Here is a 13,115-nt window from a genome sequence, read left to right as displayed (position 1 = left end):
CCGATGGATCCACGGCTACTGGAATACTACAACCGCGAACTGAGCTATCTGCGGGAAACGGGAGCCGAATTTGCCGCCCGTCATCCTAAAGTCGCCGCCAGACTGGGTATGCAGGGAACGGATATTGCCGATCCGTATGTGGAGCGTATGGTCGAAGCCTTTAGCTTCCTGACCGCCCGCACGCAGCTAAAAATTGACGCTGAATTCCCCCGTTTCACCCAGCGCCTGCTGGAAGTAGTCAGCCCCAATTACGTCACCCCCACGCCCTCAATGAGCGTGGCGCAGCTCCATCCCGACCCGGAAGAAGGCGATCTGGCGAAGGGATTTACCGTCCCGCGCGACACGGCCTTTTTTTCCGCCATTCCGGAAGGCGAAAGTACCGCCTGTCAGTTTCGCAGCAGCCAGGATGTAACGCTGTGGCCGCTCGCCATCGAAGAGGTGCGACTGACCGCCGCACCGCCGGATATGCCTGCCCTGCACCGCTCTCTGCCAGCCAACATTCACGTCGCTGGTGCGCTGCGTATTACCCTGCGCACCTTTGGTGAACTGACATTCAGTCAGCTTGCAGGGCTGGACAGGCTTCCGTTTTATCTCTGTGGCGAGGAGCGCACGGCCTCACACCTGTTCGAACTGCTACATACCAGCGCCATCGCGACCCTGGCTGGCATTCCGGGGCATTTTGACGGTGCGCTGGATGTGAATCTGCAACATCCCGTTATGTACGAAGGCCTGGAGCTGGATCAGGGGCTGCTGCCGCTGGCGTGGAACGTGTTTCACGGTCATAACCTGCTGCATGAATATTTTGCCTGTCCAGAACGCTTTTATTTTTTCACCCCGACAGGCCTGTCTGCCGGGTTACAGAAAATTGACGGTGGCGTGGCGGAGATTGTTATCCTGCTGAACCGCCTGCCGCCGGACTGGCTGATCCACCAGACAAACGCGGCACAGTTCAGCCTGTTCTGTACCCCGATTATCAACCTGTTTCCCCGCGTCACCGCACGGATCGATGTCACGCACAGCACGACGGAACAGCATCTGGTGGTAGACAGAACCCATCCACTGGATTATGAGGTGTTCTCGGTCCAGGAAGTGGAAGGGCTGGAAACCGACACCACACGGAAGATGGCCTTTCGCCCGCTCTACCACACCCGCAATAATGATGAAGGCAATCACGGACGTTATTTTTCCCTGCGCCGGGAGCCCCGCCGCTTATCAGAAAACGCCCGCCGTTACGGCACCCGTACCCCCTATACGGGCTCGGAAGTGTTCCTGTCGCTGGTTGACCAATATGAAGCGCCGTACCCAGAAAATCTGCGCCACATCACCATCACGGCCATGGTCACTAACCGCGATCTGCCCTGTCTTATTGCACGTAATGGCCGGGACGATCTAACCGTGGATGCGGCAATCCCAGTGGCGGGCGTAGGGCTTATCCGCCCGCCGCGCTCGCCGCAGCCCCCGCTGGCTGAACGTGAGATGGCCTGGCGTTTGATCCGCCAGTTATCCTTTAATTATCTGCCGCTGGCCGATCTGGATCACCGTACCGGCGGCCAGGCGCTGCGCGATCTGCTTAACCTGTTTATTCCGGCGCATGACAGCCCACAGTCGCGCCAGGTACGCAGTCTGATTGGCTGCAACACCACCCCGGTCACCCGCCGTCTGCCCGGTACCGGGCTGCTGGTCTATGGACGCGGCGTCAGTTGTGAACTGACGGTGGATGAGGAAGGGTTCTCCGGTATCAGTCCGTATCTGTTCGGCCTGGTGCTGGAGCACTATATCGCCCGTCATGTTTCCATTAATACCTTCTCGCAGATGACGCTGCACAGCATGCAGCGCGGCAAAATTATGACCTGGCCTGTCAGGGCGGGACAGCGGGGAAGCGTATGAGCGACGATTTCACTCAGGCGCAGGAAACCCCATGGCGTTACGGTTTTCTGAACCTGATGCGCCGCGTGGATGTGCAGTTGTGTACCGTTCTGGCGGGCAACACCTGGCAACCACGGATGGAAAAATTTCGCCTCGGACAAACGCCCACGCTGACCTTTGCGCCACGGGAAATCGCCAGTGTGAGCTGGCAGGAAGGACGCCTGCACATCAGCCTGTACAGTCTCGGGCTGTGGGGGCCGAACGGCCCGCTGCCGCTGCACTACACCGAACTGGCGCGTAACCGGACCGAAAGCCGCCGCGATCCGACGCTGACCCGTTTTTCCGATCTTTTTCATCACCGCTGGCTGACGCAGTTTTACCAGGCCTGGCGCAGCGCCCAGTCCGCCGGAGGCGGTCTGGATAAACCGCAACATGACCGCTTTGCCTTTTATGTCGCCAGCCTCAGCGGGCAGGATTTGCGGGAGAGCGCCGACAGCCCGCTGCCGGATCACGTTCGCCTGGCAGCATCGGCGCATCTGGTGCGTGAGTCCCGCAACCCCGACGGGCTGGCCGCCACGCTGGCTCACTATTTCGGCGTGCCTTTCCGGATACAAGAGTATGTCCTGCACTGGATAGCCGTGGCGGACGATGAGATCACCCGGCTGGGGATGCCTGCTTCCTCTTCCGTTATTGGCAATGGCGCACTCATCGGCCAGGCGGTGCCGGATATGCAGTATAAATTCCGGCTGGTGATTGGCCCGCTGACGCTGGCCGATTATCAGCGTTTTCTGCCTGGCGGCAATAACCTGCCAGTCCTGACGGAACTGGTTCGCGCTTTCACCGGTTTTGAATACTGCTGGGAAATTGAGCTACAGCTTAAACCACATGCTGCCCCTCCGGCTGTTACCGGTGGCCCATACCAGCTTGGCTGGACCGCCTGGGCCGGTAAAGCCATGCACGACAACCCGGTGACGGGCATGATTTTCGAACCTGAACACTATCTGGCGCACTGAGGATAATTTTATGGATACATCCCTGTCTGACCCTGTTTCGGCGGAATGCCCCTGCGGCCCGGATCTGGAGTACGATCCCGAGTACCTGCTGCTGTTCACCCGCGCCGCACCGCGTGAAGAAGCGCAATATGGCGATTTTGTCAGTACGCCGGAAATCATTAACTGGGCGGAGCTTGAGCGGGATGCCCGCCGCCTGCTGACGCGCAGTAAAGATATCCGTATTCTGGTTGTCCTGCTGCGCTGCCGTATCCAGCAGGCCGGTGCCAGGGGACTGGCGGAGGTACTCACGCTGCTGGAAACGTTGTGCGCCACGTACCCGGACGCCATCCACCCGCAACTGCTCGCGACTGAAGATATCACCGCCGAAGAGGCGGCTGTGGCACGCAGTAACGCGCTGGCGGCGTTGCTGGACCACGAAGGCGTAATGGCGGATATCCGGGGTATCACGCTGTCAAATAATGTCGCCATGCGCCTTCAGGTACGGGATGTGGAGCGTTCGCTGTCTGCATCACGCCCGGCGGATGCGCTGGCACCGGAATCGGTACGCCAGCAACTGGCCGACCTGGAAGCGCGCGGCGCACTGCCACTTGACGCCTTTCGCCAGGCCGCAGAGACCACTGAGCGGCTGCAACGCCATGCGCGTGAAACGCTGAATGAACAGGCACCGAACCTATCCCGTCTGACACAATTGCTGGCTCTGTTGCCGGGAGCGATACGGACCACCACGCCGGAGATCCTGCCACAACCAGTGGTTGAACAGCCGGAGAGCACCGCCATCGTTCATACTGAACAGATATCGTCAGAGCAGATTGCGCTACCGGTGCATATCGCGGAGGAAATATCACCGATGTCCGGCGCAGAACCCAGGCAGATCCGCGACCGGAACGACGCGCTGGAACGCCTGCGTGTCATCCGTCGCTGGTTTGAGCACAGCGAACCGAGCAGCCCGACCATTCCTTTGCTGCGCCAGGCAGAGCGCCTGGTCGGAAAACGCTTCTCGGAGGTTATAAATGAAATTCCAGTAGAACTGCTGGAAAAATGGGATGCGCTGGAGTAACAGAAGTGGCCAGAATTTATAATGTCTGGCCATTTTTTAAATCATATTCGTTTTACTTCCTGAGTGAAAAAATTCTCGCTTCACCAAAACGACGAAAGCCCGAATCATTACTGATTCGGGCTTTCTGAATATTGGCGGAACGGACGGGACTCGAACCCGCGACCCCCTGCGTGACAGGCAGGTATTCTAACCGACTGAACTACCGCTCCACGTTGTGTTCCGTTGGGAACGAGGCGAATATTACGGATTGCCTCACCCTTCGTCAACGGTTTTTCTCATCTTTTGAATCGTTTGCTGCAAAAATCGCCCAAGTCGCTATTTTTAGCGCCTTTTACAGGTATTTATGCCCGCCAGAGGCAGCTTCCGCCCTTTTTCTGCACCAGATCGAGACGGGCTTCATGTGCCGCAAGCTCTTCATCTGTCGCAAAAACAACGCGTAACTTACTTGCCTGACGCACAATGCGCTGAATTGTTGTTTCACCTTGTTGCTGCTGTGTCTCTCCTTCCATCGCAAAAGCCATCGACGTTTGACCACCGGTCATCGCCAGATAAACTTCCGCAAGGATCTGGGCATCGAGTAATGCCCCGTGCAGCGTTCGTTTACTGTTATCTATTTCGTAGCGGGCACATAACGCATCGAGGCTGTTACGTTTACCGGGAAACATTTTCCTCGCCACCGCAAGGCTATCGGTGACCTTACAGAAGGTATTGGTCTTCGGAATATCGCGCTTAAGTAACGAGAACTCGTAGTCCATAAAGCCGATATCGAACGCTGCGTTATGGATCACCAACTCAGCGCCGCGAATATAGTCCATGAACTCATCGGCTACCTCGGCAAACGTGGGCTTATCGAGCAAAAACTCATCGGCAATACCATGTACGCCAAAGGCTTCAGGATCCACCAGCCGATCGGGTTTGAGATAAACATGGAAGTTATTGCCCGTCAGACGACGGTTCACTACTTCAACGGCACCAATCTCAATGATCTTGTGACCTTCATAGTGCGCACCAATCTGGTTCATGCCGGTGGTTTCGGTATCGAGAACGATCTGGCGTGTAATTGCAGTGCTCATAGCGGTCATTTATGTCAGACTTGTCGTTTTACAGTTCGATTCAATTACAGGAAGTCTACCAGAGATGCTTAAACAGGTAGAAATTTTCACCGATGGTTCGTGTCTGGGTAATCCTGGACCTGGTGGTTACGGCGCTATTTTACGCTATCGCGGACGCGAGAAAACCTTTAGCGCTGGCTACACCCGCACCACCAACAACCGTATGGAGTTGATGGCCGCTATTGTCGCGCTGGAGGCGTTAAAAGAACATTGCGAAGTCATTTTGAGTACCGACAGCCAGTATGTCCGCCAGGGTATCACCCAGTGGATCCATAACTGGAAAAAACGTGGCTGGAAAACAGCAGACAAAAAACCAGTAAAAAATGTCGATCTCTGGCAACGTCTTGATGCTGCATTGGGGCAGCATCAAATCAAATGGGAATGGGTTAAAGGCCATGCCGGACACCCGGAAAACGAACGCTGTGATGAACTGGCTCGTGCTGCGGCGATGAATCCCACACTGGAAGATACAGGCTATCAAGTCGAAGTTTAAGCCTGTGGTTTACGACATTGCCGGGTGGCACCAACCGCCTGGCGAATTCGTGGCTTGTTTTTACTCTGTTTCATCGGATTTAGCGTTAAAGGAATAGTCCGTTTCCGGGCAACGATAAGTTGTAAGCAACCAAGCGCAGGAATATGCGCATTCAATAGTTTTCCACCGTGTTTGTTCCACGGGAGAACGTGGAAACGGCTGGCGTGCAGCACTTCAAAATTCAACAAAGAGAGCCAGTCCAGTTGCCGCATCAGAGTAAACATCCGGCTGTTATAGGGCGAGTTTTTTCGCAATACCGGCACAAGTTTGCGTAATCCCATTAAACTGATGGGATTGAAGCCGCTAATGACCAACCAACCATCATCAATCAATACCCGATCGGCTTCACGTAATAAACGATGCGGATCGGTGCACCACGGCAATGTATGTGCCAATAGACAAACATCAACGGATTTATCGGCAAAAGGAAGATGAAGTGGGTCCGCCTGTACCTGGACGGGCATTCCTTGCGCAGAAACATTCACTTGATGAGAAACCGCGCACGCTTCGCAATTGATTTCTGCGCTTAAATTGCCAATCTTAAGCAGATGAAAACCATACATTTTAGTGAACCACGGGTTGAGCTGGCGCTCCAGCGCTTTGCGATAAAGCTCTCCCCAGGGCAAATCGCCCCAGCGATCAGGAGCCACGACAGTTTGAGGGACTCTTGCCGGTTTCATCACAACCTTCCGTTTCACACTGAGAGGTAATCTATGAATCTTAACAGTATTCCCGCCTTTGATGACAATTACATCTGGGTTTTGAATGATGAAGCAGGTCGCTGCCTGATTGTCGATCCCGGAGACGCAGAGCCAGTATTAAACGCCATTACCGCCAATAACTGGCAACCGGAGGCCATATTTCTCACCCACCATCACCACGATCACGTTGGCGGCGTGAAAGAACTGGTGAAAAAGTTTCCGCAAATTGTGGTGTATGGTCCACAAGAGACACAAGATAAGGGAACAACACAGGTAGTCAAAGATGGCGAAACTGCCTTCGTTTTGGGGCATGAATTTAGTGTAATTGCCACACCGGGTCACACTTTAGGACATATCTGTTACTTCAGCAAACCTTATCTATTCTGCGGCGACACGCTGTTTTCTGGTGGGTGTGGCCGGTTATTTGAAGGGACCCCATCCCAAATGTATCAATCACTTAAAAAGTTAAGCGCATTACCTGACGATACATTGGTATGTTGTGCTCATGAATATACGTTATCAAATATGAAGTTTGCTTTGAGTATTCTTCCGCACGATTTGTCCATAAATGATTATTATCGTAAAGTTAAGGAGTTACGGGCAAAAAATCAAATAACACTACCCGTAATTCTGAAAAATGAGCGGCAAATTAATGTTTTTTTGCGAACAGAAAATATTGATTTAATTAATGTAATTAATGAAGAAACATTATTGCAACAACCAGAAGAGCGTTTTGCATGGTTAAGGTCAAAGAAAGATAGGTTCTGATAAAACTTTCTTGTCATCGGCTCCGTTCGCCGTTATGATCGGTCGTCTTTTAAGCAACTATTGACACACACATGAAGGCAAAAGCGATATTACTCGCCTCTGTCCTGCTCGTGGGTTGCCAGAGTACCGGCAACGTTCAACAGCACGCACAGAGCCTTTCTGCAGCTGGTCAAGGGGAAGCAGCAAAGTTTACAAGTCAGGCACGATGGATGGACGATGGGACGTCTATCGCGCCAGATGGTGACTTGTGGGCTTTCATTGGCGACGAGCTAAAGATGGGAATTCCGGAAAATGACCGGATTCGCGAACAGAAACAGAAATATTTACGCAATAAGAGCTATCTCCACGATGTAACTTTACGGGCAGAGCCGTATATGTACTGGATAGCCGGGCAAGTTAAAAAACGTAACATGCCTATGGAACTGGTACTACTACCCATAGTGGAGAGCGCTTTTGATCCTCACGCAACGTCTGGCGCCAATGCCGCAGGCATCTGGCAGATCATTCCGAGCACGGGGCGCAATTATGGTTTGAAACAGACCCGTAATTATGACGCGCGTCGCGATGTTGTTGCTTCAACAACTGCCGCGCTGAACATGATGCAGCGTCTGAACAAGATGTTTGACGGCGACTGGCTTCTGACCGTAGCGGCTTATAACAGCGGCGAAGGTCGGGTCATGAAGGCAATTAAAACGAACAAAGCGCGTGGGAAATCCACGGACTTCTGGTCATTACCATTGCCGCAGGAAACGAAGCAATACGTGCCTAAAATGCTGGCATTGAGTGATATTCTCAAAAACAGCAAGCGTTATGGTGTACGTCTGCCAACGACTGATGAAAGCCGTGCTCTGGCGCGTGTGCACCTGAGCAGCCCGGTTGAAATGGCGAAGGTTGCAGATATGGCGGGGATTTCCGTCAGCAAGCTGAAGACATTCAACGCTGGCGTGAAAGGCTCCACGCTGGGCGCAAGTGGCCCGCAGTACGTGATGGTGCCAAAGAAGCATGCAGATCAACTGCGTGAATCTCTGGCTTCTGGCGAAATTGCTGCCGTACAGTCGACACTGGTTGCCGACAATACGCCGCTTAACAGCCGTGTTTACACCGTACGCTCTGGCGACACGCTTTCAAGCATCGCTTCACGTCTCGGCGTAAGCACCAAAGATTTGCAGCAGTGGAACAAACTGCGGGGATCTAAGCTGAAAGCAGGCCAAAGTTTGACGATTGGCGCAGGTAGTAGCGCACAGCGGTTGGCAAACAACAGCGATAGCATTACGTATCGTGTACGCAAAGGCGATTCGCTTTCAAGCATTGCTAAACGCCACGGCGTGAACATCAAAGATGTGATGCGCTGGAACAGCGACACTGCGAATCTGCAACCAGGCGATAAGCTGACGTTGTTTGTGAAAAACAACAACATGCCAGATTCCTGACAAACCAGATAATAAAAAGGCACCGATTCCCCCGGTGCCTTTTTTATTTATGCTGCTTTATGTGCTTCTACCATGATGATATCACTGGTGAAAGAGCCATCATTCTGCAAGGCAAAATACGTTTTCACCTCTGTCGATGCGCTCTGTTGGTAAACGCGAATAGCGTCTACTAACGTTTCTGGCGTACGCATTCTCGCGACCCATGAAGAAAATTCCAGCGGTAACTTATCTGTAATTAAATTATCAACTATCAGATTGGCTTCATTGATTAACGCCAACCACTCACCGCAGGCGTAATTACGCACATGTGATGTATCGCGTAACGCTTCTACCGTCTGTAACCAGATATCACGTACCGGATGTCCTGGCGACATGACGTCCATCACAATCAGCTTACCGCCAGGTTTCAATATCCGATTCACTTCACGCAGTGCTGCACCAACATCATGCCAGTGATGGGCAGAATAACGGCTGATAACAATATCAAATGCGTTATCGGCAAATGGCAGACTTTCGGCATATCCCTGGCGGGTGGTGATATTTTTCAGTTGCCGGGCTTCGGCAGCTTGTGCCACGACATCCAGCATATGGGCAGATAAGTCATACGCCACCACCGTGCTCACGTTTTGCGCAGCGACAAAGCTGGCATGCCCTGCTCCGCAGCCCATATCAAGTACACTTGCATCAGGATAATCAGCCAGACGCTCCGCCAGGCGCTGTAAATCTCGTCCGGATGCATGTACGGTACTGGTCAGATATTCGCTGGCTTGAGAGCTAAACTGCTTTTCTACGTGGTCATGGTGGGATTGTGTTGTCATTGCGCTGTCCTTTTGTTATTTGAGTATAAAAGGGCAGCGCCAAACGTTGGTCTGCCCTGTGGCAGACCTGACATACCTTATTTATCAGGCTTGCCGGGACTGAATTCAACGAGTAGCGGATTGTGATCGGAAGCGCGCGTAACCAGTACAGAAGCTTCGCTGACGTTCAGACCACGGTAGAAAACAAAATCGAGCGGGCGACCAAACGCCCGACGGCGCTGATCATCGGTAAAACGCACCTGGCGCAGCGACATTTCCCGCGCAAAGCGATATAACGCGTTCATCCTTCTACGGCTCCAGGCATTGAAATCTCCTGCCATAATGACCGGGCCGCTGTGGTGAGCTATCTGATCGCCAATAGGAAGTAACTGCTTACTATAGACATCCACGCCCAGACTGAAATTGACGGCGTGTATATTAACCACCATCAACAAGCGGGTGTCAGGTAATGGATAGACCGTCACCAGTGCCGACTTCGCCAGACGCAAAATGGGTTCTCGTTCACGTAACGGGCAGCAATACACTGGATGCGCCGCCGAAAGGGTCATTACACCGGAAGGATGTTGTGGCAGCACGAAAGCGGGTACCTGATCGGCGGCAAGATAGTTAGCGGTCGCAAACTGTACTAACTCTGGCGTTGTCTGCGCTTCCTGCAATAACACCAGATGTGCATCTTTGCCGTAGTTCTTTAATACCGACAACCATTCAGCGCGTTGCTGTTTGTATATGTTCCACACCAGGATCCGAATACGCTCTTCGGTACTTAACGGTTCTCCAGGTGGTAATGCCTGGCCGATGCTCGCAAAAGACCCCGGCGGTAAGATCCTTTCCGCAGGTTGTCCGGCAACATAGCGCATGGCATAGGTGTTTTTTCGCACTTTTGACTTTGAAACCTCTATTACGTCAACCCTTCCGCACTCGGGAGGGTTCTACTGTTATAGGGATTTTAGCTCACTCTTTCAACGAGCAATTGTATATTGTTATGTAAGCAAGTGCTTACACCGGTCAGAAATTTGCTCATTATTGAGAACATTAAATCGGATGACATATCACGCATCCCGATGGTTTAATGACAAATAAATTCAAAATATCTCATCTATTTTGCAACAGGAGCAAAAATGAAAGCCACGTCGGAAGAACTCGCCATTTTTGTTTCGGTCGTCGAAAGCGGCAGCTTTAGCCGGGCAGCGGAACAATTAGGGCAAGCAAACTCAGCGGTAAGCCGGGCGGTGAAAAAGCTGGAGATGAAACTTGGCGTTAGCCTGCTTAATCGGACCACGCGGCAACTTAGCCTGACGGAAGAAGGCGAGCGTTATTTTCGTCGCGTACAGTCAATTTTGCAGGAGATGGCAGCGGCAGAATCAGAAATTATGGAGACGCGTAATACGCCGCGTGGACTGTTACGGATCGATGCTGCAACCCCTGTGGTGCTGCACTTCCTGATGCCGTTGATTAAGCCTTTCCGTGAACGCTATCCGGAAGTCACTTTATCGCTAGTCTCCTCCGAAACGATTATTAATTTGATTGAACGAAAAGTGGATGTCGCGATTCGCGCTGGTACGTTAACAGATTCCAGCTTACGAGCCAGGCCATTGTTTAACAGTTATCGAAAAATTATCGCCTCCCCCGATTATATTTCCCGCTACGGGAAGCCAGAAACGATCGACGATTTAAAGCAACATGTTTGCCTGGGATTCACTGAACCCGCTTCCCTCAATACCTGGCCGATAGCCTGTAGTGATGGACAATTACATGAGGTAAAGTACGGTTTGTCATCCAATAGTGGGGAAACACTGAAACAGCTTTGCCTGAGTGGCAACGGGATTGCGTGTTTGTCCGACTACATGATCGACAGAGAAATCGCTCGCGGAGAATTGGTGGAGTTAATGGCAGATAAAGTGTTGCCAGTGGAAATGCCATTCAGTGCAGTCTATTACAGCGACCGTGCGGTAAGTACGCGCATCCGGGCTTTTATCGATTTCCTTAGCGAGCATGTAAAAACAGCTCCCAGAGGAGCTGTCAGAGAGGCTTAATCCCATTCAGGAGCCAGACCTGCCGGGCTAACCAGGCGGTCGTTGCAATCCAGTGCGGCGATCGCTTTTTTATCTTCGGCATCAAACTGTAAATTTTGTGCCTTAAGATTACTCTCCAGGTTTTCACGTTTAGTAGAAGAAGGAATTACTGAGTAACCTTCCCCCATAGCCCACGCCAGAATCACTTGTGCCGGAGTCGCATTGTGTTTAGCTGCGATACGAGCAATAACCTCATTTTTCAGTGCATTACCATAAGCCAGCGTCATATAGGAAGTAATATGGATGCCGTGCTGTTTAGCCCAATCAACCACTTTACGGTTTTGCAGATAAGGAGAGAGTTCAATCTGGTTAGTAGCGATGTTTTCAGCGCCAACAGCAGCAATCGCTTTTTCCATCAATGGGATCGTGAAGTTGGAAATACCGATCTCACGCGTCAGACCTTGTTTTTTCGCTTCCAGCAGCGCCTGCATAAACTCTTCAACAGAGACTTCATCGTTTGGTGACGGCCAGTGGATTAGCGTCAGATCAACATAATCGGTACGCAATTTTTGCAGGCTCTCTTTCAGACTTGGGGTCAATTTATCTTTGCTGAGATTTTCAATCCAGATTTTAGTGGTGATGTAGAGTTCATTACGTGGCACGCCACTTTCTGCAATCGCCTGACCTACTGCGGCTTCGTTATCATAGATTTGTGCGGTATCAATTGCGCGATAACCAAGTTCAAGCGCCGTTTTCACAGATGAAATAACAACGTCGTCTTTCAGACGAAAAGTACCTAAACCAAATGCAGGAATAGCCATAATATGCCTCTTTTAATGCTATGTTCGTTAACTGAGATGATTATGGACTTTAGACTGTTGCGGAAAAAGGGCATAAAATGCAGAGGATTTTTGCAATTATGGCAACAATAAACATACAGACGAAAATAAATATCCTCCGGCATAGCCGGAGGTTTTTCAAATGCGCCTGTAAGGCTCTGTTACCAGCCGCGCCCTAACAGGCGCATACGATCTGACATTTGCATTCAACTTCGTTACTTACGGCCCGTAAACGGGCTGCCCGGATATGGAATCGATAACTGCTCCCCCATTTTATCCTCTTCAAGCTGGTGCTTTATGTAGTCCTGTATCTTCGCCGTGTTCTTACCCACCGTATCGACATAGTACCCTCGGCACCAGAACTCCCTGTTTCTGTATTTGAATTTCAAATCCCCAAACTGCTCGTAAAGCATCAGACTGCTTTTCCCTTTCAGATATCCCATAAAGCCGGATACGCTCATTTTGGGTGGGATTTCCACAAGCATATGGATATGATCTGCGCAGCACTCTGCTTCCAGAATCCGTACGCTTTTCCACTCACACAGCTTTCTCAAAATACTGCCTATCGCCCTACGCTTCTCTCCGTAAAACGCCAGTCTTCGGTATTTCGGCGCAAAAACTATGTGATATTTACAGTTCCAGCGGGTGTGCGCTAAGCTCTTTTCGTCCCCCATTGGGACCCCCTTTTGATTTCTTGTTTGACACTTGCAGTTGCCAGACCGCAAGGTGTTTTAACAAATCAAAAGGGGTTTTAATAACTGGCTCAAAGCTGAAAGCTTTCCGGAACCCCCAGCCTAGCCGGGGGTTTTCTGTGCATAAAAAAACCTCGAGCGTTAACTCGAGGCTTCTTAATAAGTGGCGGAACGGACGGGACTCGAACCCGCGACCCCCTGCGTGACAGGCAGGTATTCTAACCGACTGAACTACCGCTCCACCGAATTCTTTTACAACCACCGGTTTTATGACC

Annotated in this window: 13 protein-coding genes and 2 tRNA genes; 7 read left to right on the top strand and 8 right to left on the bottom strand. The window is 51.6% G+C overall.

Going from position 1 to position 13,115, the window contains the following annotated elements; translation table 11 throughout:
* The first annotated feature begins 3 nt into the window (after positions 1-3).
* From tssF to QUE34_RS01125, 3 genes are read left to right on the top strand one after another with little or no spacing between them, the layout of a single operon-like run.
* On the top strand, positions 4-1,887 hold the full coding sequence (gene tssF, locus QUE34_RS01135; protein ID WP_103253954.1) for a type VI secretion system baseplate subunit TssF: 1,884 nt from the start codon (positions 4-6) through the stop codon (positions 1,885-1,887).
* The gene (tssG, locus tag QUE34_RS01130; protein WP_103253955.1) at positions 1,884-2,879 is read left to right on the top strand and encodes a type VI secretion system baseplate subunit TssG; all 996 of its coding nucleotides are present in this window, start codon (positions 1,884-1,886) and stop codon (positions 2,877-2,879) included. Before tssF ends, tssG begins: the two co-directional genes overlap by 4 nt.
* Positions 2,880-2,889: 10 nt before the next feature.
* Complete coding sequence (locus QUE34_RS01125; RefSeq protein ID WP_103253956.1) at positions 2,890-3,936, top strand: type VI secretion system protein TssA; 1,047 nt, start codon at positions 2,890-2,892, stop codon at positions 3,934-3,936.
* Positions 3,937-4,068: 132 nt separating this feature from the next.
* On the opposite strand, the gene QUE34_RS01120 is transcribed toward QUE34_RS01125, so the two are convergent.
* Together QUE34_RS01120 and dnaQ are read right to left on the bottom strand one after the other, a co-directional pair.
* Positions 4,069-4,145: transfer RNA gene (locus QUE34_RS01120), tRNA-Asp, on the bottom strand.
* A 132-nt stretch (positions 4,146-4,277) separates the two neighbouring features.
* Positions 4,278-5,009 carry a DNA polymerase III subunit epsilon gene (dnaQ, locus tag QUE34_RS01115; protein ID WP_001308374.1) on the bottom strand — a complete coding sequence of 244 codons (732 nt, stop codon included), beginning with the start codon at positions 5,007-5,009 and terminating at the stop codon, positions 4,278-4,280.
* 64 nt (positions 5,010-5,073) lie between these two features.
* On the opposite strand from dnaQ, the gene rnhA reads away from it, so the two are divergent.
* On the top strand, positions 5,074-5,541 hold the full coding sequence (rnhA, locus tag QUE34_RS01110) for a ribonuclease HI (protein ID WP_000917883.1): 468 nt from the start codon (positions 5,074-5,076) through the stop codon (positions 5,539-5,541).
* On the opposite strand, the gene QUE34_RS01105 is transcribed toward rnhA, so the two are convergent.
* Positions 5,538-6,260 (bottom strand): class I SAM-dependent methyltransferase, encoded by a 723-nt coding sequence (locus QUE34_RS01105; RefSeq protein WP_032302448.1) that lies wholly within the window; start codon positions 6,258-6,260, stop codon positions 5,538-5,540. The genes rnhA and QUE34_RS01105 overlap by 4 nt on opposite strands.
* Before the next feature lie 33 nt (positions 6,261-6,293).
* Between QUE34_RS01105 and gloB the strand changes: the two genes are divergently transcribed.
* Both gloB and mltD read left to right on the top strand, forming a co-directional pair.
* Complete coding sequence (gene gloB / locus QUE34_RS01100; RefSeq protein WP_286338908.1) at positions 6,294-7,049, top strand: hydroxyacylglutathione hydrolase; 756 nt, start codon at positions 6,294-6,296, stop codon at positions 7,047-7,049.
* Between the two features lie 71 nt (positions 7,050-7,120).
* The gene (mltD, locus tag QUE34_RS01095; RefSeq protein WP_000644684.1) at positions 7,121-8,479 is read left to right on the top strand and encodes a murein transglycosylase D; all 1,359 of its coding nucleotides are present in this window, start codon (positions 7,121-7,123) and stop codon (positions 8,477-8,479) included.
* Positions 8,480-8,526: 47 nt separating this feature from the next.
* Here the strand turns inward: mltD and QUE34_RS01090 are convergent, their stop codons facing one another.
* Positions 8,527-9,297, bottom strand: coding sequence for a class I SAM-dependent methyltransferase (locus QUE34_RS01090; RefSeq protein ID WP_032302445.1), 771 nt, complete (start codon positions 9,295-9,297; stop codon positions 8,527-8,529).
* Positions 9,298-9,374: 77 nt separating this feature from the next.
* Entirely contained in the window at positions 9,375-10,175 is an 801-nt protein-coding gene (locus QUE34_RS01085; protein WP_001230983.1) for an endonuclease/exonuclease/phosphatase family protein, read from the bottom strand.
* 240 nt (positions 10,176-10,415) lie between these two features.
* Between QUE34_RS01085 and yafC the strand changes: the two genes are divergently transcribed.
* Positions 10,416-11,330: a DNA-binding transcriptional regulator YafC gene (yafC, locus tag QUE34_RS01080; RefSeq protein WP_032302443.1), complete on the top strand. Its 915-nt coding sequence runs from the start codon at positions 10,416-10,418 to the stop codon at positions 11,328-11,330.
* Here yafC and dkgB read toward each other — a convergent pair.
* The 3 genes from dkgB to QUE34_RS01065 form a co-directional block, all read right to left on the bottom strand.
* Positions 11,327-12,130, bottom strand: a complete 804-nt coding sequence (gene dkgB, locus QUE34_RS01075) for a 2,5-didehydrogluconate reductase DkgB (protein WP_032302442.1) — start codon at positions 12,128-12,130, stop codon at positions 11,327-11,329. The genes yafC and dkgB overlap by 4 nt on opposite strands.
* Before the next feature lie 233 nt (positions 12,131-12,363).
* Positions 12,364-12,822, bottom strand: a complete 459-nt coding sequence (tnpA, locus tag QUE34_RS01070; protein ID WP_000502112.1) for an IS200/IS605 family transposase — start codon at positions 12,820-12,822, stop codon at positions 12,364-12,366.
* Between the two features lie 182 nt (positions 12,823-13,004).
* Positions 13,005-13,081, bottom strand: a tRNA-Asp gene (locus QUE34_RS01065).
* Positions 13,082-13,115: the final 34 nt, after the last annotated feature.

This window comes from Escherichia sp. KS167_9B, assembly GCF_030295215.1.
GTDB lineage: Bacteria > Pseudomonadota > Gammaproteobacteria > Enterobacterales > Enterobacteriaceae > Escherichia > Escherichia coli_F.
Note: the sequence above shows the minus strand (reverse complement) of the source record. Positions and strands in the feature narration are given on the sequence as shown.